This window comes from Thermacetogenium phaeum DSM 12270, assembly GCF_000305935.1.
Lineage (GTDB): Bacteria > Bacillota > DSM-12270 > Thermacetogeniales > Thermacetogeniaceae > Thermacetogenium > Thermacetogenium phaeum.
In genome coordinates, this window is record NC_018870.1 from 588886 (window position 1) to 610367 (window position 21482).

Here is a 21482-nt window from a genome sequence, read left to right on the forward strand (position 1 = left end):
CTTTTTAAAGAGCTGTTATCAGGCTTCAATTTCAGCCCTTAACCTTTTGGCCTTTTTTACATTCGTGAACGATGAGGCGAATTCCTCCCCAAGATTTTGATCTCTAAGGACGGCCGGCGCCGGATGTTGCTGCTACTGGAGGCAGTTTTGGCCATTTTAGAAGCGCAGACGCCGTTTACAGGGTGAAATCCGGGGAATATTACGGAAAACGGCCTTTAATATTTTGATCCTGGTGACGATAAAAATAGTAAGATAAAAAATTCGTCGAAGTGAGGGGGAGCTCTTGCGGGTCACTAATCAGATGATAAGCAACAACCTGCTCAGGTGCATCCACACCAACCTCAGTGAACTGGAGCGCGCCCAGGACCGCCTGGCCTCCGGAAGGGAGATCCGGCGCCCCTCGGATGACCCGGTGCGGGCCGTCATCGCCATGGGCCTGCGCGCCGGGCTGGGCGAAACCGTTCAGTATCAGAGCAACATTCAGGATGCCCTGAGCTGGCTGGAGGTGACGGAGGGGGCGCTGGCCGGCGCCATTGAGGTTCTCCAGCGGGCACGGGATCTGGCCGTTCAGGGGGCGACCGACACCCTGCCGCAGGAGTCGCGAGATGCCCTGAAAAAAGAGGTTGAACAATTAAAAGAGCAGCTCGGCACGATCGCCAACTCCGTTTACGGGGACCGGTATATTTTCGGCGGGACGAAGACGCATAAAACTCCTTATGATGGTAGTACCTGGCAGGGCAATGGTGGTGAAATCAAGTTTGCGATCGCTCCCAAAGTGGAGATGCAGGTAAATATCCCGGGAATGGAGCTTTTCTGGGAGAAGCAAACTTCAGAAGGCCAAACGGTAAAGGGAGCAATTCAGGTGCTCGATGAGCTGGCCGGTTTGCTGGGCGATTCCGGCAAAACGGGTTCCGATATATCCTCTATGATCGGGGAGATCGATCGGGTCCTCGACAGCTTCATCTCCACCAGAGGGGAAATCGGAGCCAGGGTCAACCGGCTGGAGATGTCCCTGGCACGCCTGGAGCAGACCGGGTTCGAGCAGACGGATCTCCTCTCCCGGGCGGAGGATGCGGACATCGCCCGCGCCATCATCGACCTCAAGAACCGGGAGAATGCTTACCGGGTCACTCTGGCGGCAGGCGCCAGGATCATTATGCCGACGCTGATCGATTTCCTGAGATGAAGGATGAAGTGAGCCGGAAAGCAGCCGGCGGTGGCCGAAGGAGGGCAGCCGCAAGCCTTAAGGGGCTCTGGAAGGCCGGAAGATCTTCGTCGGAAAAGTGAGGAGAAGAAAGATGCAGGTAAAAACGGCGCGCTTCGGCGTCCTGGATGTCGACCGGGAACGCCTGCTGACTTTCCCGCAGGGTATGGTCGGCTTCCCCCATTTGCAGAGGTACTTTTTCGTTCCGGTGCCGGAAAATAACCTTTTTGTCTGGTTGCAGGCCTTAGATGACTCCGAAATTGCCTTTTTGATGGTCGATCCCTTTATCTTCTTCCCTGATTATGATGTGCATTTGAGTGAGGCCGACTGTGAATTCCTGCAGCTCGGCCACCCCGATGAGGCGACTCTGTTGACGGTAGTTACCATTCCTCCCGACGGGGTGCGGGGGATGACGGCGAATCTTCTTGCCCCTGTGGTGATCAACGTCAGGAAGGCCCTGGGACGGCAGGTTATCTTGGATGGGAGCGGTTACCGCACCAAACATCCGCTCTTCCGCGGTGTGCCGGAGCCGGCCAGGCGTTGCGCCTGTAGATAGGTGGGCTTTCATGCTGGTTCTTGCCCGCAAAAGAGGCCAGAGCATTATGATCGGGGAAACCGTCAAGGTAACCGTCCTGGACGTGCAGGGGGATCAGGTACGGCTCGGAGTCGAGGCGCCGCAGGAGCTTCCGGTGCACCGCCTGGAAATCTACGAACAGATCCGGGCTGAAAACATCATTGCTGCCGGAAGCGATGGCGGTGCTCTGAAGGGCCTGCAGGAGTTGCTCGAGGGGGAGTTTTTTCAGGTGCCGCAGGACGGCAGACAGGAAAAAGGGGATGACAGCAGGCGCTAGATTTGGCGATCAACCCCGGCTCGAATAAGTGAGGCGGGGTTTTGCTTTGCGGTGAGGAGACCTTAAGGCCGCGGCCATTGCCTTCCTTGCCTTAAAGCATCGTTTCGGTGTCATAAGGCCGCCGGGGCACGTCTGCGGCTTCGCAAGGCGGGCGGCCTCCAAGAAAAATGCCGCTTGAGAGCAGGGATCTCCCCCAGAGCGGAGAAATAGATCGTTGGGTCAACTTTCCGATTAGCTCCCGAGGAGGTGAGACTTTGAAAGAGGTACAGATCGATGTGGGTAAGTGTTTAGGCTGCAAGTCCTGTGAGATGGCGTGCGCGGTTTCCCACTCACTGTCGCAGGAGCTCTTCGGCGCAATCTTTGAGGATACCCCCCCACGCAAGCGCATTTACGTCCAGGGAGTAGGGGCGGCTGCGGTTCCCGTCAACTGCCGGCACTGCGAAGAGGCCGGCTGTGTCGGCGTTTGCCCTACCGGAGCCATGTACCGGGATGAGAGGACGGGTGCTGTGCTGCATAACCGTGACCGCTGCATCGGGTGCGGCTTCTGTGAGCTGGCCTGTCCTTTCGGAGCCATTACCCGTTTACCGGGAAGCAAGGTTGTGGCTAAGTGTGACCGCTGCCCGGACAGGGAGGTGCCGGCATGTGTTGATGCCTGTCCTACCGGTGCCCTTCTCTTTATCACTCCTGAAGAGGCACAGCGCAGAAAGCGCCTGCAATTAGCCCGGCAGATGTGTTTGCCGTAGGTAGTCTGTTTGGTGTTGTCGGGTTTTAGCTTTTCGTCTTGGACTTTCGCAGTATTTCCCGCAGACTGACCTTTTGCCCCTCGATCCGCTCACACTCCTTGTTGAATTCCGGAAGCATGATTTTTCTCCTTCAAGTGCATGGTTGGAGCGTCGTTTCCGCCGGACCAAAAAAGGGTGTAGGCCGGCATATCTACCAGCGCAGGAAATCAATTAATCATGGGATGAAGGGAGGATGTTTTGTGGGAGAGAGAAGTGTCGATCAGGCATCCATAAAGATGCTTAAGAAAGCCGCTCAAGAGGGAATAGAGACTGCCTGGGAGCGTTATGAAAAACAGCAGCCCCAGTGCGGCTTCGGCCTGTTGGGGATCTGCTGCCGCAACTGCAACATGGGCCCCTGCAGGATCGACCCCTTCGGCGATGGGCCTGAGGAGGGGATCTGCGGGGCGACCGCCGACACCATTGCCGCCCGCAACCTGCTGCGGATGATCGCCGCGGGCGCCGCTGCCCACTCCGATCACGGGCGGGACATTGTGACTACGCTTTGGGAAACGGCAGCAGGGGAGGCCCAGGGATATCAGATCAAGGATGAGGGGAAGCTGCGCTCCCTGGCCGCCGAGTTCGGGATTCCCGTTGAGGGGAGGAGCAAGGAGGAGATCGCCCGCGACCTCGCCCGGGAGGCCATGGAGGAGTTCGGGATGGTTAAGGGAGCCCTGAAGTTTCTGGAGAGGGCACCGCAGAAGAGGAGGGAAGTCTGGCAGAAGGCGGGGATTGTCCCTCGCGGTATTGACCGGGAGATCGTGGAGTGCATGCACCGGACGCATATGGGGGTCGACAACGATTACGTCAACCTTGTTCTGCACGGGGTTCGCACAGGTTTGAGCGACGGCTGGGGTGGGTCGATGTTCGCCACCGAGTTTTCCGATATTCTCTTCGGCACCCCTGAACCTGTAAGAGGTAGGAGCAATCTCGGCGTTTTGAAAGAGGACCAGGTGAACATCATCGTTCATGGTCACGAACCCACCCTTTCTGAAATGATCGTCCTGGCCGCCCGGGATGAGGAACTGCTGGCCGCAGCCCGGGAAAAGGGGGCGGCGGGGATCAACATCTGCGGGATGTGCTGTACGGGCAATGAGATTTTGATGCGCCACGGGGTGCCGGTGGCCGGCAACTTTCTCCAGCAGGAGCTGGCAGTGGTGACCGGGGCCGTTGATGCCATGGTGGTGGATGTCCAGTGTGTGATGCCTGCCCTTACCGGTGTCGCCGGCTGTTACCACACGAAGATCATTTCCACCTCCCCGAAGGCGCGCTTTGAAGGAGCGGAGCACATTCCTTTCGATGAGCATCACGCCCTCGATACCGCCAGAAAGATCGTGCAAATCGCCGTAGACAATTACCCCCGCCGGAAGAAGGAGTTCGTCAGGATCCCGGAGGAGGAAATGGAGTACATGGCGGGGTTCAGCGTCGAGGCCGTTCTCAAGGCTTTGGGCGGTAGCCTGAACCCCTTGCTGGATGCCATCAAGGCGGGGCAGATCAAGGGAATTGCCGCCGTTGTGGGCTGCAACAACCCGAAGATCCCCCATGACCGGGGACACCTTCTCCTGACCGAAAAACTCATCAAGAGCGATGTCCTGGTCGTTCAGACCGGGTGTGCCGCCATTGCCTGCGCCAAGGCCGGCCTGCTGCTACCGGAGGCCGCCGCTCAGGCAGGACCGGGGCTGGGGGCGGTCTGCAGGGCCTTGGGTATTCCTCCGGTTCTGCACATGGGGTCCTGCGTGGATATCAGCAGGATCCTGGTAACCGCTGCGGCAATAGCCAACGCTCTGGGAGTGGATATCAGCGACCTCCCGGTGGCCGGTGCGGCGCCGGAGTGGATGTCGGAGAAGGCGGTTTCCATAGGGGCCTATGTGGTGGGTTCCGGTGTCTTCACTGTGCTCGGCTCGATTCCTCCGGTGCTGGGCGGAAAGAAGCTGACGGAGCTCTTAACAGAAGGTGCCCGGAGCGTCCTGGGAGCGTCCTTTGCAGTAGAAACCGATCCGGAGAAGGCGGTGGACCTGATTCTCGAGCACATCGCTGCCAGGCGCAAGGCGCTGGGCCTGGAAGGATAATCGAAGCGGACGATAATTTATGTTTCCCGTCGCCGCTCTTTACTGCCGGGGTTAGGGATTTGGCCGCTGCCCGGTAGCGGAGAGCTTTGCAGGCCGGCCGGGAGACCGGAGGCAGTTTAAGATCATTTTAAACGAGCTTAAGGGATAGATCGCCATAAAACCTGTGTATCTATCCCTTATTTTATCTGTGCCCCCGGTCGCCGCTGGCGATCGGTTGCTTACAGCTGCTGTACCTTCTACGAACATCTGCTATAATTGCCCCAGGAGGCGCAAGTTGATGGGGATCTATAAAGCGGATGCCGTTGTTCTGCGGAGCCGCGTCTACGGTGAGGCGGACCGCATCCTTACCCTCTTCACCAAAGAGGCGGGTAAGGTGTCGGCCATTGCCAAGGGGGTGCGCAAACCCAAAAGCCGGCTGCGCGGAGCCGTGCAGCTCTTTAGCCATACCCGTCTTGTGCTCTATACTGGAAAGAGCCTGGACACGATTTCCCAGGGGGAGGCCGAGGAGGAATTCCTCTATCTGGAAAGGGATTTGGAGCGCTTTGCCACGGCGAGCTACTGTGCCGAACTGGTAGACCGCCTCACCGCAGCCAACCAGCCCCACCCCCAGGTGTTTTTTCTCCTGCTTTCCGCCTTCCGCTCTTTAGAAAAGGGGGACCCGGAACTGATCGCCCGGGTGTTCGAACTGAAGCTGCTCTCTCTGCTCGGCTACCGCCCGCGCCTTACGGGATGTGTAGAGGGGAACCATTCCCTGCAGCCGTCGGGAGGGGGGGCTCCCGGTCCCATCTGGTTCAGCATCTCCAAAGGAGGGCTGCTCTGCCCCGCCTGTGCCACCTCCTGTAAGGATAAGGTCTCCCTTTCGCCGGAGACCATCGCAGCCCTGAATTATTTCCTGCAGGTGCCTCTGGAGCGGGCCATCAGAGCGCGCCTCGGAGGGAGGAGCCTGCGGGAACTGGCCTCTCTTCTGCAGGGCTTTCTGGCCTATCACGGTGAAGTGCACCCGCGCTCCCGCAACTTTTTGATTTCTCTTCGCAACGGAGAGGAACCGCCTTACCGGGCATAAAAAGACCTGGGTAGGGAAGATTATTTAAAAAAGGCGGGTGAGGCGAATGGATGAGGCTGCTGCCGGTCTTTTAGAGAAGGTCGATATCATCCGCGAGCGGATGGACGTGAGCTATAAAAAGGCCAAAGAGGCTTTGGAGAGGGCGGGGGGCGACGTCGTTTCCGCCCTGGTGATGCTGGAGGAGGAGAAGGAGAAGCAAAGGGCCGGGAAGCTGGTCGGGCGTTTGAAAGCGGTGTGGGCGAGAAGTGCTACCAGCAGGCTCCGCCTGAAAAGGGGGGACCGCACGCTTCTGGAGATCCCGGCCAGCGCCGGAGTTCTGGGGCTGGTCGGGATGCTGGTGAGCGGGGAGCTGGCGGTGCTGGGGGCGGTGGGAACGATAACCGCTCTGCTCAACGGCTGCAGCCTGGAAGTCGCCGCGGAGGAAAGCGGCGACCGCTCGGGGGAAGGTGCTGTTGATGCCTGAGAAGACCCGAAAGGAAGTGCTGCCCGGCCGGATAGAAACCGTCTTGACAGGAAACGGACAAATTGATAAATTTGAGAAAACAGGTGATGAAGGGGAGTAGTAGCCATCTGAGGGTCGCCAAGAGAGCCGGGTTGGGTGCGAGCCGGCCGATACCGGGTGGTGAAGGCGCTCCGGAGCTGCAGGAGGAAACCCCGGGCCGGGGGAGTAAAGCCTGCCGATAATGAGTGGGCGCTTGAACTAAAGGGTTTAAGCGCCAAACAGGGTGGAACCGCGGGAAATCCCGTCCCTGTAGCCGATTTTGCTGCGTGGGGCGGGTTTTATTTTATACTGAGGGGGTTTTTTCTGTGGCCATCTGGACCTTTCAGGAGATAGTTATGGGACTGACCGACTACTGGAGCCGTTACTGCGTCATCCAGCAGCCTTATGATGTAGAGAAGGGAGCCGGAACCATGAACCCGGCCACCGCCCTTCGGGCGCTGGGACCCGAGCCGTGGAATGTGGCCTATGTGGAACCGTCGCGCCGCCCCACAGACGGGCGCTACGGAGAGAACCCGAACAGGCTTCAGCATTATTATCAGTACCAGGTGATCCTCAAACCCTCGCCGGACGATGTCATCGATCTCTACCTCAAGAGCCTTTCCTTTCTGGGTATCGACATTAAGTCCCACGACGTCCGCTTTGTCGAGGACAATTGGGAGTCCCCTACGCTGGGCGCTTGGGGGCTGGGCTGGGAAGTCTGGCTGGACGGCATGGAAATCACCCAGTTCACCTACTTCCAGCAGTTCGGAGGGATCGACTGCCACCCGGTGAGCGCCGAGATCACCTACGGGATAGAGCGGATCGCCATGTACATCCAGCAGGTGGACAGCGTCTTTGATGTCGTCTGGACCGATGGCGTTACCTACGGGGACATCCACCACCAGAGCGAGGTGGACTATTCCCGCTACAATTTCGAGGAGGCCGACACCGAGATGCTCTTCACCCTTTTCGAAATGTATGAGAGGGAGGCGGTGCGGCTGTCCGAAAAAGGCCTGGCCCAGCCCGCCTATGACTACGTTTTAAAGTGCTCCCATACCTTCAACCTTTTGGATGCCCGGGGGGCGTTGAGTGTTTCGGAGCGCACCTCCTATATAGGAAGGGTGCGGCACCTGGCGCGCCTCTGCGCCCAGGTCTACCTGGAACAGCGCCGCCGGCTGGGTTACCCCCTGTTGAAGGACGCGGCGGAAAGGGAGCGCCTCGGCCTGCCGCTTTTGGAGAACACAACGACTGCCGGAAAGGAGAGGGCATAGGAAATGGATTATCTGCTGGAGATCGGAGTGGAAGAGCTCCCGGCCCGCCTGGCGGGCCCGGTTTTAGCCCAGTTCCGGGAACTGGCGGAAAAAATGCTGCGGGAAAACAGGATCGCTTTTGAAGAAGTCAGGGTTTATTCTACACCCCGCAGGATTACCCTTCTCGTTAAAGGGATCGCCGGAGTGCAGACCGACCTGGTGGAGGAGGTCAAGGGGCCTCCCCGTAGAGCGGCCTTCGACGAGGCCGGACAGCCGACTAAGGCCGCCCATGGCTTCGCCCGTGGCCAGGGTGTTGCGGTCTCCGATCTGGTGGTCCGGGCGACGCCCGCCGGGGAGTACGTTTTCGCCCGCAAGCGCATCCAGGGGAGGCCCACTGCAGAGGTGTTGAGGGAGCAGATTCCCGCCCTCATCGGCGGCCTTTCCTTCCCCCGCCCCATGCGCTGGGGCAACCTGGACTTCCGGTTCATACGCCCGATACGCTGGCTGGTCAGCATCCTGGGTGACGAGGTGGTGGACTTCGAACTGGGCGGCCTGCGCCCCGGGCGGGTAACTTATGGGCTGCGCAATTTTCATCCCGGTCCCATCGAACTCCGGAATACCGATGATTACTTTGAAAGGATGCAGGAAGCATCCATCGTTGTGAGCCAGGAGAGGCGCAAGGAGATGATCCGGGAAGCGCTGGATGTGGAAGCGGGGAGGCTCGGCGGCCGGGTGGTTCCCGATGACGACCTGCTCGAGGAGGTAACCCACCTGGTGGAGAGCCCTCTGCCGATCGTGGGGGAATTCGATCCCCGCTTTTTGAGGCTGCCTCCGGAGGTGGTGATCACTCCCATGAAAGAGCACCAACGCTACTTTCCCGTCTGGGATGAGAACGGGAGGCTCCTGCCCCGCTTCATCGCCTTTGCCAACGGGCCTGTGGACAGGGAACTCGTTCGCCGGGGGAATGAAAAGGTCTTACGCGCCCGTCTCCAGGATGCCGAATTCTTTTATCAGGAAGACCTGCGCACACCCCTGGAAAAGAAGATAGAGAAGCTCAAGAAGGTCGTCTACCTGGAGGGCCTGGGAACGGTTTACGACAGGGTGCAGCGCCTGGTCTCCCTGAGCCGCTACCTCTGCGGGGTATTGGGGCTGACGGAGGGCCAGAGGGAGACCGCAGAAAGGGCGGCTTACCTCTCCAAGGCCGACCTGGTCACCAGCATGGTCTTCGAGTTTCCCGAACTGCAGGGGATCATGGGAGGGTATTATGCCCGGGCCGGCGGGGAAAGGGAAGAGGTCTGCCGGGCCATCGAGGAGCACTACCGGCCGCGCTTTGCCGGTGATGAGCTGCCCCAGACGAAGCCTGGTGCGGTGGTGGCCATCGCCGATAAGATAGACGGGCTGGTGGGCTGTTTTGCCCTCGGTCTGGAGCCCAGCGGCTCCCAGGATCCTTACGCTCTGCGGAGGCAGGCCCTGGGGATCCTGCACATCGCCCTCTCCCAGGGGTTTGACTTTTCCCTGCGGGAGCTCGTTGCCCGTGCTTACGAGAATTATCAGGGGATGGAGCTGCGGTATTCCCTGGCAGAGGTTGAGGACAGGCTGGAGGAGTTCTTCCGGGTGCGCCTGCGCGGCCTCTACCTGGACAGGGGGTACCCTTACGACCTCGTAGATGCCGCCCTCGGGCCCTCCTCCGACCGCATCCAGGCCGTGCGGGGACGGCTGGAGGCGTTGGCGGCGGTGCGGCAGGAGCCGGAGATGGATTCTCTCTTGACGGCCTACACGAGGGCATCCCGCCTTGCCCGTCAGGGTGAGGGGAGAGAGGTGGACCCCGGGCTTTTCCGGGAGCCCGAGGAGAGAGAGCTCTATGATAGCTGGCTGCGGATCAAGGATGATCTGCTGTGCCTGGTCGCCGGGGGGAAGTACAGGGAAGCACTGCTCACGGGAGCCCGGCTGACCGAGCACCTCGACCGCTTCTTCGACAGGGTGATGGTGATGGTGGAGGACGAAGCCCTGCGGAAAAACCGCCTGGGGATCCTCAAGGATATCGCCGCAACCCTGAGGATGCTGGGAGACCTGGACAAAATCGTCAGATCGAGTTAAAAAGTTTGCCTAAAAGGGGAAGGAATTCGTTATAATACGGCGTAATCCGATAATAGTATGGCACATTATTTTAATTTACAGGGATCAGAATGACAGATTTTATTATAAAATAATATTAATAAAGCAAACCGGGTCTGCCCCCTTGCTCGAGGGTAGCCCCGGTCATTGCGGGAGAAAGAGGGTGTTCTCTATCGAACTGACGCCGCGCCAGGAGCAGATCATAGAAATTGTAAAAAAGAATACTCCTATTACGGGGGAGAAAATCGCCAAGATGCTCAACGTGCGGCGTGCCACTTTGCGCCCCGATCTCGCTGTACTGACTATGGCAGGACTGCTGGAGGCCCGCCCCAGAGTCGGTTATTTCTATACCGGAAAAACTCCTTACATGCTGATAGCAGAAGAGATCCGCCACTTAAAGGTGAACGATGTCAAGTCGGTCCCCGTTGTTGTTAAGGGGGATACCTCGGTCTACGATACCATTGTTACCCTGTTTACCGAAGATGTGGGAACGATTTTCATCGTCAATGAGGAGGGCTGCCTGGAGGGTGCCGTTTCGCGCAAAGATCTTCTCAAGGTGACCCTGGGGCAAGGGGACATTCACAAGATTCCCGTGCAGGTAGTGATGACCAGGGTACCCAACGTGGTCACCGTTTCCGGGGAGGAGTCCGTGTACGAAGCGGCGCGCAAGCTCGTGGAACATGAGGTGGATGCTCTCCCGGTGGTAGAAGTGGTCCCACAGGATGATAAGAAAGAAAGGCTGAAAGTCACCGGAAGGTTCACAAAAACAACTGTTGCACGGGTCTTCGTAGAGTTGGGGGAGAAAAGGTAAGCCTTGAAAGGAGGAGTTTTATGGAAAGTCCGGTAATCTACGTTATCTCCGATTCTCTGGGGGAAACCGCAGAATTCGTGGCACGGGCGGCTGCCAGCCAGTTTAATGCCGACCGCAAGTTTGAAATCCGGCGTGTTCCTTACGTGAACGACAAAGAGACGCTGCGGGAGGTTGTGGAAGAGGCAAGCGGCACCGTGAGCGTCATTGCCTATACTCTGGTGATCCCTGGGCTCAAGGAGGAGCTGGAGAAGCTGGCGCAGAGCCACAAGATACCTGCGGTCGACATCATGGGTCCGATGCTGGAAGCCCTTACCAAGGTCATTGCAGAGCCTCCGAAGATGGAGGCCGGGCTGCTCCACCGACTGGATGATCAGTACTTTCGCCGGGTGGAGGCCATCGAATTTGCGGTCAAGTATGACGACGGTAAGGACCCGCGCGGGCTGTTGTATGCCGATGTCGTCCTCATCGGCGTTTCCCGTACCTCCAAGACCCCTGTTTGCATGTACCTGGCCCATAAAAAGATCAAAGCCGCCAATGTTCCCCTTGTGCCCGAAGTCGAGCCGCCCGCCGAACTCTTCAAGATTCCATCCCGGAAGATTATCGGACTTACCATTGAGCCCCAGCCGCTCAATGAGATCCGGAGGGAGCGTCTGAAGGCGCTGGGGCTGGCAGCCGATGCGGAATATGCCAGCATGGAGCGGATCCGGAAGGAGATCGCCTATGCCGACCGGCTGATGGCTCAGCTGGGCTGCCCGGTTATCGACGTTACCAATAAGGCGGTTGAGGAAACAGCAAGCAAGGTGTTGGAAATTTATTATAAGGGGGAGCGAGAAGTTGGGTAGGAAGTATGTTTACCTTTTCGAAGAGGGAAATGCCTCGATGAGGGATCTCCTCGGAGGCAAGGGGGCCGGTTTGGCGGAGATGACCAATCTGGGTCTCCCCGTTCCGCCCGGTTTCACCATTACAACCGAAGCCTGCAATGAGTACAGCGCCACCGGGAGGTTCCCCGATGGGTTGGAGGAACAGATTCGGGATGCCCTGAAAGTTTTGGAAGAGAAGACGGGAAAGACCTTCGGTGGCCTGGAAAACCCGTTGCTGGTGTCGGTGCGCTCCGGAGCCAAGGTCTCCATGCCCGGAATGATGGATACTGTTTTAAATCTCGGCCTCAATGACCGGACGGTTCGCGCCTTATCCGGGGTCACCGGGGACGAGCGCTTTGCCCTCGACTGTTACCGCCGCTTTATTCAGATGTTCGGCGACATCGTTCTCCACGTGGATTTCAACGGGTTCGAGAGCATCCTGGAAAAGCACAAGAAGCAGCACCGGGCAAGATACGACCATGAGCTTAAACCGGAACACTTAAAGGAGATCATCAAGGAGTATAAGAATCTCATCAGAGAGAAGGTCAGGGAAGAATTCCCCCAGGACCCCTTTGAACAGTTGAACAGGGCGGTGCGGGCGGTTTTTGAGTCCTGGAACAACCCCCGCGCCCAAGTCTACCGGAAGGTGAACCGTATTCCCGATGACCTGGGGACCGCCGTTAACGTTCAGACCATGGTCTTCGGCAACATGGGGGATAACAGCGGAACCGGTGTTGCCTTTACCCGCGACCCGGCAACAGGGGAGAGCACCCTTTACGGGGAGTACCTGGTTAACGCCCAGGGTGAAGATGTCGTGGCCGGTATCCGAACGCCTCACCCTATTGCCAGGCTGCAGGAGGAAATGCCCGGGGCTTACGAGCAGTTTCAGAAGACCTGTTCACTGTTGGAAAAGCACTACCGGGACATGCAGGACATCGAATTCACCATCGAGAAGGGGAAGCTCTACATCCTGCAGACCCGCTCCGCCAAGCGGACGGCTGCCGCCGCCGTTAAGGTGGCCGTCGACATGGTGAAGGAAGGCTTGATTTCCAAAGAGGAAGCCGTCATGAGGGTGGAGCCGGCTCAGCTGAATCAGGTATTGCACAAGCGCCTCGACCCGAGGGCAGAAATCCGGGTGATCGCTACGGGCCTGCCCGCCTCCCCGGGTGCCGCCTGCGGAGCAGTGGTATTCGATGCCGATGAGGCGGAGCGCAGGGGGAATGAAGGGGAGAAGGTGATCCTCGTCCGCCTGGAGACCACCCCCGATGACATCCACGGCGTCGTCGCTGCCCAGGGGGTGCTGACCAGCAGGGGCGGAATGACCAGCCACGCCGCGGTTGTCGCCCGCGGTATGGGGAAGCCCTGCGTCTGTGGCTGCGAAGCGCTGAGTATCGACTACCGGGAGAAGAGGATGACCGTCGGTGACCTGGTGATTGGCGAGGGGGATCTGATCACCATTGACGGGAGCACCGGGAAGGTGATTATGGGAGCGGTTCCTCTCATCTCGCCGGAGCTGGGGGAGGAGCTGCGCCTGCTGCTGCGGTGGGCCGATGAGATCAGAAAACTCGGGGTGCTTGCCAATGCCGACACCCCGGACGATGCCCGGCGCGCCAGGGATTTCGGCGCCGAAGGGATCGGGCTTTGCCGGACCGAACACATGTTTATGTCCCAGGACAGGCTTCCCATCGTGCAGAGGATGATCCTGGCCAGAAGCGCCGAGGAGAGGGGAGAGGCCCTGGCCAAGCTCCTTCCGGTGCAGCAGGAGGATTTTTACGGCATCCTCAAAGCCATGGACGGCCTCCCGGTTATCATCAGGCTGCTCGACCCGCCTCTCCACGAATTCCTTCCCAAAGTCGAGGAACTGGCCGTAGAGGTGAACACCCTGAAGTTGAGCGGTGGGGCCTCCGAAGAAATAGCGGCTAAGGAGGAGCTCCTGAAAAAAGCCCGCAGTCTGCAGGAATTCAACCCCATGCTCGGACACCGGGGGTGCCGCCTGGCGGTTACCACCCCGGAGATTTACGCCATGCAGGTGCGGGCCATCGTTCAGGCCGCAGTGCAGTTGAAAAAAGAGGGCTACAATCCTGTGGCCGAGATCATGATCCCCTTGGTAATGTCTCCCAAAGAGCTGGAAATTATGCGCGGCCTCTGTATGGAGGTTATCCGGCAGGTTGAGGAGGAGACGGGCGTCCGGCTGGAGATCCCCATCGGCACCATGATCGAGCTGCCGCGCGCCTGCCTGCTGGCGGATGAAATAGGCAAACATGCTGACTTCTTCTCCTTCGGCACCAATGACCTGACGCAGACCACCTTCGGCTTCAGCCGGGATGATGCCGAAGGGAAGTTCATCCCCCAGTATATTGAGAAGAAGATCCTGCCTGACAACCCCTTCGCCGTGCTCGACAGGGATGGTGTGGGCAAGCTGGTGAAGATGGGTGTTGAATTGGGCCGCGGCGCCAACCCCAAGCTGGTGGTGGGGATCTGCGGAGAACACGGCGGGGACCCCGATTCCATCGAGTTCTGCCACCTGGCAGGGCTGGATTATGTGAGCTGTTCACCTTTCAGGGTGCCCGTTGCCCGGCTGGCTGCTGCTCAGGCCCAGGTTAAAAATCCGAGGTCAGCCAAACGAAAGAAGTAGTATCGACATAGCTTTCTGGAGCTTATACTTCAAGGGTTAGAAAGCGTTACGATCTCCCGCCGGGGAAGCCCACCCTTTTAAGGGTGGGATGAAAGGCGGCCCTGTAGTATAATATTTCTAGCACAAGCTCTAGGGCCGGACCAGTCCGAAGTCAAGCCTCCAGAGAGGGAGTCATCCCTCGATGAAAGAGGAAGCCCACCCCTTTAGGAGTGGGAGGAGGTCACGAGAAGGGTATTGTCTTAAAAGTGACTTTCAGAGACAGTACCCTTTCTTATTTTAATGAGTTTGGCTAGCAGGAATGAGCAACCGAGTGACATTAGAGGATTAAAATCAGTGCCGGCTGCAATTGCTTGTTAAGATTATCTGGAGCAGTATACAAAAAAGAACAGTATTGATAAAATACGATATACTGGACTTTTAATAAGGGAGATGTGAAATTATGGATGGTAGAGATGAACAGGATCGACGCCAAATAGAAGAATATAAAAAGAATCCCATGATTAATTTGGCGGATTCCATAAACCGCTCAATGGTAGGTGACTTGGCGGGTTTAACAAAAGGAGGCTGTCTTACCAGGATAATCACTACAGCTATAATTTTAATTATTGGAACTTTGTTGCTTCTAACTTGATGATTTTCTGGTTTTAATCATATTCATCAAGGGGACCGGCCTTTAGAAAGCGGGTGCCAAAGAAGATGGCTGGTGTGGGGCAATCCGGGGGATTGCCTCCTTTTGCTCTAGGAATTTAAAGCTGGAATTTAATTCATCCTGAAGGAACATCTGCCGCAAAAGGAGTATATACTATTTAAAGTATTCGTTCTTAGCGAAAGGCAGGAGGTGAAGAAGATGTTGATTTTGGGGATTAACGGCAGCCCAAACCGCAACGGGAATACCTCCTTTCTCTTGCGGGAGTCCCTGGCGGCGGCCGCGGAGATGGGGGCGGAAACGCAGCTGCTGCAGGTCGCAGAGATCATCGCGGAGCTCGATTCCCCTTTCTGTGAGCTTTGCACCTCCCCCTGCGATGGAAGTTGTGGTGAAGGGAAGAGGTTAGGGGAGGCCTTTGAAATCATGCGCCGCGCCGATGGGATCATCGTTGGCAGCCCCGTCTACTTCGGAACCGTTTCCGGACAGCTGAAGGCCTTTTGGGATAAGACGAGGGTGCTGCGCAGGGAAAAGGCCCTGCTCAACGTGGTTGGCGGGGGGATCACCGTGGCGGGGGCGCGCTTCGGCGGCCAGGAAACAGCCCTCAGGGCCATCCACGACATCATGCTTGTCCACGGGATGATCGTCGTTGGGGGCGGTTTGCGGGAGTTTGACTGCGGCCACCACGGTGCCTGCGCCCAGCAGCCTGCCGGCGAGGATGACAACGGGCGCAGAAGGGCTCGCATCCTCGGGAGGCGTGTTGTTCAGGTGGCGGGGGTTACCGCTGATTTGCGTTTGCGCTAGCGGGGATGGTGCCTGTGGGAGATAAAGTGTGCATCAGAGAGGAGATTGAGGCGCGAGAGGAGGCCTACCTTGCGCCCTATGCCACCCTGAGCAGCAGGACGCGGGGGCGCCTTCGGCCTGAGGAACCCTGCCCCGTCAGAACGGCTTTTCAGCGCGACCGCGACCGGATTATCCACTCGAAGGCCTTCCGCCGCCTCAAACATAAAACCCAGGTCTTTATCGCCCCGGAAGGGGATCATTACCGCACGCGGAGCACACACACCCTGGAGGTGGCCCAGATCTCCCGGACGATAGCCCGCGCCCTCGGATTGAACGAGGACCTTACCGAGGCCATTGCTCTGGGGCATGACCTTGGGCATACCCCTTTTGGACATTCAGGGGAGTATGCCTTAAACGAGGTGTACCCTCCCGGTTTTCGCCATAATGAGCAGAGCCTGCGGGTGGTCGACGTGCTCGAAGGGGATGGCGGCCTCAACCTGACCTGGGAGGTGCGCGACGGCATCCTCCATCACACAGGGCCGGAGCCTCCTGCCACCCTGGAGGGGCAGATCGTCAGAAAAGCCGACCGGATTTCCTATATCAACCATGATATCGACGATGCCATCAGAGCGGGGATCATTTCGGAGGACGACCTCCCTCCGGACTGTGTCCGCCTTCTCGGCAACCGGCATAAGACGAGGATTAACACCATGGTGATGGACATCATCTCTGAGAGCCGGGGAAAGCCGGTGATCCGGATGAGCGACGCCGTCCAGGAGGCCACAGACAAACTGCGCAGCTTTCTTTTTGAAAGGGTTTACATCGGGTCGGCGGCCAAGAAGGAAGAATCGAAGGCGCGTCGAATTATTAAAATTCTGTATGAGTTTTATCTGGAGAACCCCCATTTCCTCTCTGAGGAACTCCAGCGGAGGTGCGATTCCGAGGGGCTGGAAAGATGTGTTGTGGACTATATCGCGGGGATGACCGACCGTTTTGCCATGAAGACCTTTGAAAGGCTGTTCATACCTTCTGCCTGGGCAACATGATTTTAAGCGGAGCAGGAAAATTACTTCCGGGAAGAGAATTTAATAGGGTCTCGATTATTGAGAGCTGGGGGCTCGGGATATATGCCTGGTCCTGTACCTGAAGAGTTCATCGACGATGTCCGCAACAGAACGGACATCGTCGATTTGGTCGGTGAATACGTTCCTTTGAAGAGAAGCGGGCAGAATTATGTAGGCCTCTGCCCCTTCCACCGCGAGAAGACCCCCTCATTCACGGTGTCTCCCAGCAAGCAGATGTTCTATTGTTTCGGCTGCGGTGTGGGGGGGAATGTTTTTTCTTTTTTGATGAAGATAGAGGGGCTTACCTTTCCGGAGGCCGTAGAGACCCTGGCCCGGAGGTGCGGTCTGGAAGTACCCCGTTCCCGAACAGCCGGCAAGGAATGGAGCCTTAAGGAAAGGCACAGCCGCTTAAACAGTCATGCCGCCAGGTATTATCATAGAATATTAATGCACGAGGCAGCCGGAGAAGTGGCGCGGGAGTACCTGTTGGGGCGCGGCGTTCGGCCCTCTGCCTGGGAGAGGTTTTGCCTGGGCTTTGCGCCGGGCGTGGGGCTGGAGGGGTTTCTTAAGGAGAACGGCTATGACGGGGATGCGCTGGTGGCTTCCGGTCTCTTTACGGAGCATTACGGCGTGTTGAGGGAGCGTTTCCGGGGGCGCATCATTTTTCCCATCTATGATGCCCGCGGCCGCTGCCTGGGCTTCGGCGGACGGGCGCTGGATGATGAGGAGCCGAAGTACCTGAATTCTCCGGAATCCCCCGTTTTCAGCAAGAGCCGCAATCTCTACGGGCTGCATCTGGCCCTGCCGGCCATCCGGGAGCAGCGGAGGGCGATCGTCGTGGAGGGCTACATGGACTGCATCGCTGCCCAGGAGAACGGTTTTACCAATACGGTTGCTTCTTTGGGTACGGCCTTCACCCAGGATCAGGCAAGGCTGCTGCTGCGCTACACCAATGAGGTGGTTTTGGCCTTCGACGGGGATGCCGCCGGTTCGGCGGCTGCCATGCGGAGCGCCGGCTACCTCCAGGAACTGGGTGGCAGGGTCTACGTGCTGGATATGGCGGATGCCAAAGATCCCGATGAGTTTCTGCGATTAAAAGGGAGGGAGGCCTTCCGAGAGGCTCTAGAAAAACGCACCGTTCCCTTTCTCGAGTTCAAGCTTGAGCGGCTTCTCAGCGACTCTGACCTGAGGGATGTTTTCAAGAAGGCGGAGATTGTTAAGGAATTGATGGCAGATCTGGAGCGCATTTCCGATCACGTGGTGCGTGAGGGTTACCTCAGGGGGATCGCCAGGAGGCTGAATACCTCCGAGGAGGCGGTACGCCTGGAATTTATGCGCCATCTGGCTAAAAGGCGGGTTCAGAAGGATAAAAATGAGAATAATAGATATAATATGGAACAAAGCAAACAAACTTTCGAAAACAGGAGGCTTACGGCATTAGATGCGGCAAAAACCGGGATTTTTCGACTTATGTGTCAGGACCGCCGCATCTGGGAACGGGTTCGGGGTGAAATAGGGTTTTCCGTTTTCACCGACAGGCTGGGGTATTACATCAGGCTCTTCGAAGGTTTGGATTGGGAGAGCCCGGCCGAACTGTTGGACAGAGTTGAGGATGGGGACAAGGCAGAGCTGGCCGGGATTTTAATGGGCGGGGTAGAGCATTCCTTGAGCAAACAGCAGCAGGAAAAAATGCTGGAGGATTACCTCAAGGTCTTAAGAAAGGAGCAGCTTTCCCAAAAGATCGGGGAAAAACAGGCTGCTTTAAATGAATGTGAAAAAAACGGGAGACAGGAAGGAATTAAAACACTGCTGGCAGAATTACATTCTCTATATGAGGAATTGGAGACACTAAAAGGTTAGGCGATGTTGGTAGGGATTTTAAGTCGCGCCAGGAAAGGAGGGAAAACACGTGAATGAGGAACAATCAAGAATTGATGCAGTGAAAGACTTGATTGAGCGCGGGAAGCAAAAAGGGAGCCTCACCTACCAGGAGATCATGGACACTCTGCAGGGCTTCGACCTGAGCCCTGAGCAGATAGACAGCATTTATGAGCATTTCGGGGCCATCGGAATTGAGGTCGGCCCGGACGGCAAGGAGGCGGCGGTAGGTAAGAACGGGGAGGCGCAGGAGGAGGCTGACGTCGACCTCTCTATCCCCGAAGGTATAGCCATCGATGATCCCGTCCGGATGTACCTTAAGGAGATCGGCAGGATTCCTTTGCTGACGGCAGAGGAAGAGGTCGAGCTGGCAAAGAGGATCGAACAGGGTGACGAAGAGGCCAAGCGCCGGCTGGCCGAAGCCAACCTGCGCTTGGTGGTGAGTATCGCCAAGCGCTACGTCGGCAGGGGGATGCTTTTTCTCGACCTGATCCAGGAAGGCAATTTGGGTCTCATCAAGGCGGTGGAAAAGTTTGATTACCGGAAGGGATATAAGTTCAGCACCTATGCCACCTGGTGGATCAGGCAGGCCATTACCCGCGCGATAGCCGATCAGGCGCGCACCATCCGCATCCCGGTGCACATGGTGGAGACTATCAACAAGCTGGTGAGGGTTCAGCGTCAGCTTCTGCAGGAGCTGGGAAGGGATCCCATGCCCGAGGAGATCGCCAAAGAGATGGATATTCCCGTCGAGCGCGTGCGGGAGATCATGAAGATCGCCCAGGAGCCGGTTTCCCTGGAAACCCCCATCGGCGAGGAAGAAGACAGCCACCTGGGGGACTTTATCGAAGATGAGGATGCCCTGGCACCTGCGGAGGCGGCGTCGTTCATCCTCCTCAAGGAGCAGCTGGAGGAAGTGCTGGAGACGCTAACCCCCCGGGAGAGGGATGTTCTGCGCCTCCGCTTCGGCCTGGAGGACGGCAAGGCGCGCACCCTGGAGGAGGTCGGACAGAAATTCAAGGTGACCAGGGAGCGCATCCGCCAGATCGAGGCCAAGGCCTTGCGCAAGCTGCGCCACCCCAGCCGCAGCAAGAAGCTCAAAGATTATCTGGAGTAATAATAAGCCCCGCTCAGAATGAAGAGGGGGCTTTTTTGTTGGTCTTTTCCCTCTTTCTGCCCGTCCTTCTTCACCAGCCACTTATAACATCTGCTGCTGCTTCCCGCAGGTACGGGAAAACTTCAGACTGCCTCGCCTTTCCAGCTAACGCTAACCCGAACGAGTACAGCTTTCGTCGACTGCGGTGATCTTTCTGCAGCCGACCTTTCGAATTTATTTTTATAAGAGTACTCCGTGAAATATAGTGTCAAGAAAGAGTGTTGCAATATTTCTAGAAGTAACTATAATATATTTAGTAGAGAACTCTTCTACCGCCCCGCTGATTCGTTCGGAGTGTTGGGACGTCTTCACCAGAGCGGGCGAGTTTAGGTTGCTTTCGAGAGGGAAAGTCGGAGCTCTGATGAAAAATGCAGCGGAGCCTCTTTCAGAAACAACTTTAAAGTTTTAGCGCTTTCTGAGCGCTCCGTTCGTGAAAACCACAACGAGCTGCCAGCATTCCCAGTATTTCTTGCTGTTCATTTTATGCTGCCCGGCTTTATTGTACGCCGGTCCCGTGAATGCTCTGCGAGTTGATGGTGCAGCGATTTCTGTTTCCGGGGCCTAAAGGGATCAGGAGTTAGTGAATTTAATGCAGGGAATTTTGACTCCAATGCACCGGGATGGCCAGAGCAAATAGAGCGCTGTTCTTGAATTGGCCCCGGAGCTCATTTTTATACTTAATTTGCAACGCTTAAGGCTACTGATGGAAATAGTAATTAAGGCTATATAGAAAAATATTACAGAGAGAATAATTACTTCGCTCGCAAGGTTGTTACGAAAGGAGGGGGTAGATCTCGAGGCGTCTGGTTACAGTATTCGTTACAGGTACATCAGGCATCTTTCGCTTCAAAAAGCCAGGTGGAGTGTAACAGTGAGAGAGCGGTTTTGCAGCCGGGGGTAAGGAATTGGTGGAAAGTGGATGAGTTGGTGTATCAAGATAAGGGTTCTTGCGAGGGATAGAGTGAGCTCCTTGTTTTCTTTGGTTAAATAAGAAGTTCATTTTGAGGAGGAAGAAATATGGCATCGATGAATGATGTGGCTCAGGGCGTCATCGAGGGAAATGTTGATAAGGTGAAAGATTTGACCGCCAGCTTGTTAGAATCGGGCATTGATCCGCTGGAGATCATCAATCAGGGCCTGATTGTAGGAATGAACACTGTGGGAGAGCGCTTCAAAGCCGGTGATATGTTTGTTCCAGAAGTTTTGATGTGTGCCAAGGCTATGAGCTCCGGTATGGAGCTAGTCAAATCCAGGCTTGCCGGCAGGAAGGTGCAATCGGCAGGTAAGTTATTGATCGGTACGGTTAAGAGTGACCTTCACGATATAGGAAAGAACCTGGTGGCAATGATGGTGGAAAGCGCCGGATTTGAAGTGATAAACCTGGGTGTTGATGTTGATCCCGAGAAATTTGTGAATGCCATAAAGGAATATCAACCGGATATCGTGGGGATGTCGGCGTTGCTCACCACAACTCTGCCTTATATGAAGGAGACCATCGAGGCCATTGAAGAGGCCGGTTTGCGTGATCAGGTGAAGATCATCATTGGTGGCGCTCCTGTTACTCAGAATTACGCCGATCAGATTGGAGCAGACGGTTATGCACCCGAGGCTGCATCGGCAACGGAGCTCTGCAAAAAGCTGATGGGGGTTGCTTAGTTTATCTGGAAGTAATGAAAGGAAGGGGTGTTCTGACAGGTAGTACCGGGAAGCTATCGGTTGGAACACCCTCTGGAAATTCTGGAAGCAGCACCGCTGATGGGGGATCATCGCAGTCTCCACAACCCTAAATTAATGAACGGCTTTTGTCGCCGTCCATGATGGGTGCTCTTAGAGTTGGCGA

18 protein-coding genes and 1 other annotated feature are annotated in these 21482 nt (G+C 56.9%); all 18 genes read left to right on the forward strand.

From position 1 onward, the window contains the following. Positions 1-283 precede the first annotated feature (283 nt). Complete coding sequence (flgL, locus tag TPH_RS02880; RefSeq protein WP_015049725.1) at positions 284-1186, forward strand: flagellar hook-associated protein FlgL; 903 nt, start codon at positions 284-286, stop codon at positions 1184-1186. Between the two features lie 112 nt (positions 1187-1298). Next, positions 1299-1760, forward strand: coding sequence for a flagellar assembly protein FliW (fliW, locus tag TPH_RS02885; RefSeq protein WP_015049726.1), 462 nt, complete (start codon positions 1299-1301; stop codon positions 1758-1760). Positions 1761-1770: 10 nt separating this feature from the next. Then, a complete protein-coding gene (csrA, locus tag TPH_RS16430) occupies positions 1771-2055 on the forward strand; it encodes a carbon storage regulator CsrA (RefSeq protein ID WP_015049727.1) in 285 nt (94 codons plus the stop codon). Between the two features lie 254 nt (positions 2056-2309). After that, complete coding sequence (locus TPH_RS02895; protein ID WP_015049728.1) at positions 2310-2798, forward strand: 4Fe-4S dicluster domain-containing protein; 489 nt, start codon at positions 2310-2312, stop codon at positions 2796-2798. A gap of 239 nt (positions 2799-3037) precedes the next feature. Then, positions 3038-4903 carry an anaerobic carbon-monoxide dehydrogenase catalytic subunit gene (cooS, locus tag TPH_RS02900; protein WP_015049729.1) on the forward strand — a complete coding sequence of 622 codons (1866 nt, stop codon included), beginning with the start codon at positions 3038-3040 and terminating at the stop codon, positions 4901-4903. A gap of 277 nt (positions 4904-5180) precedes the next feature. Beyond that, positions 5181-5966 carry a DNA repair protein RecO gene (recO, locus tag TPH_RS02905; RefSeq protein ID WP_015049730.1) on the forward strand — a complete coding sequence of 262 codons (786 nt, stop codon included), beginning with the start codon at positions 5181-5183 and terminating at the stop codon, positions 5964-5966. Between the two features lie 46 nt (positions 5967-6012). After that, positions 6013-6429 (forward strand): DUF4342 domain-containing protein, encoded by a 417-nt coding sequence (locus tag TPH_RS02910; protein WP_015049731.1) that lies wholly within the window; start codon positions 6013-6015, stop codon positions 6427-6429. A gap of 77 nt (positions 6430-6506) precedes the next feature. Then, positions 6507-6720: a binding site (T-box leader), on the forward strand. A gap of 53 nt (positions 6721-6773) precedes the next feature. Beyond that, positions 6774-7718: a glycine--tRNA ligase subunit alpha gene (gene glyQ, locus TPH_RS02915; RefSeq protein WP_015049732.1), complete on the forward strand. Its 945-nt coding sequence runs from the start codon at positions 6774-6776 to the stop codon at positions 7716-7718. Between the two features lie 3 nt (positions 7719-7721). Beyond that, positions 7722-9794, forward strand: coding sequence for a glycine--tRNA ligase subunit beta (glyS, locus tag TPH_RS02920; RefSeq protein WP_015049733.1), 2073 nt, complete (start codon positions 7722-7724; stop codon positions 9792-9794). A gap of 181 nt (positions 9795-9975) precedes the next feature. Beyond that, a complete protein-coding gene (locus tag TPH_RS02925; protein WP_015049734.1) occupies positions 9976-10623 on the forward strand; it encodes a helix-turn-helix transcriptional regulator in 648 nt (215 codons plus the stop codon). Positions 10624-10643: 20 nt separating this feature from the next. Continuing rightward, complete coding sequence (locus TPH_RS02930; protein WP_015049735.1) at positions 10644-11465, forward strand: pyruvate, water dikinase regulatory protein; 822 nt, start codon at positions 10644-10646, stop codon at positions 11463-11465. Continuing rightward, a complete protein-coding gene (gene ppdK / locus TPH_RS02935) occupies positions 11458-14118 on the forward strand; it encodes a pyruvate, phosphate dikinase (protein WP_015049736.1) in 2661 nt (886 codons plus the stop codon). The genes TPH_RS02930 and ppdK overlap by 8 nt, the downstream gene beginning before the upstream one ends. Before the next feature lie 439 nt (positions 14119-14557). After that, positions 14558-14749, forward strand: coding sequence for a DUF6366 family protein (locus TPH_RS02940; protein WP_028991118.1), 192 nt, complete (start codon positions 14558-14560; stop codon positions 14747-14749). Between the two features lie 216 nt (positions 14750-14965). Further along, positions 14966-15565 carry a flavodoxin family protein gene (locus TPH_RS02945; RefSeq protein WP_015049737.1) on the forward strand — a complete coding sequence of 200 codons (600 nt, stop codon included), beginning with the start codon at positions 14966-14968 and terminating at the stop codon, positions 15563-15565. Between the two features lie 26 nt (positions 15566-15591). Further along, complete coding sequence (locus tag TPH_RS02950; protein WP_015049738.1) at positions 15592-16590, forward strand: deoxyguanosinetriphosphate triphosphohydrolase; 999 nt, start codon at positions 15592-15594, stop codon at positions 16588-16590. A gap of 81 nt (positions 16591-16671) precedes the next feature. Further along, positions 16672-18468: a DNA primase gene (gene dnaG / locus TPH_RS02955; RefSeq protein WP_015049739.1), complete on the forward strand. Its 1797-nt coding sequence runs from the start codon at positions 16672-16674 to the stop codon at positions 18466-18468. Positions 18469-18517: 49 nt separating this feature from the next. Beyond that, positions 18518-19603 carry an RNA polymerase sigma factor RpoD gene (rpoD, locus tag TPH_RS02960; protein ID WP_015049740.1) on the forward strand — a complete coding sequence of 362 codons (1086 nt, stop codon included), beginning with the start codon at positions 18518-18520 and terminating at the stop codon, positions 19601-19603. 1056 nt (positions 19604-20659) lie between these two features. Beyond that, positions 20660-21298 (forward strand): cobalamin B12-binding domain-containing protein, encoded by a 639-nt coding sequence (locus tag TPH_RS02965; RefSeq protein ID WP_015049741.1) that lies wholly within the window; start codon positions 20660-20662, stop codon positions 21296-21298. The last annotated feature ends 184 nt before the right edge of the window (positions 21299-21482 follow it).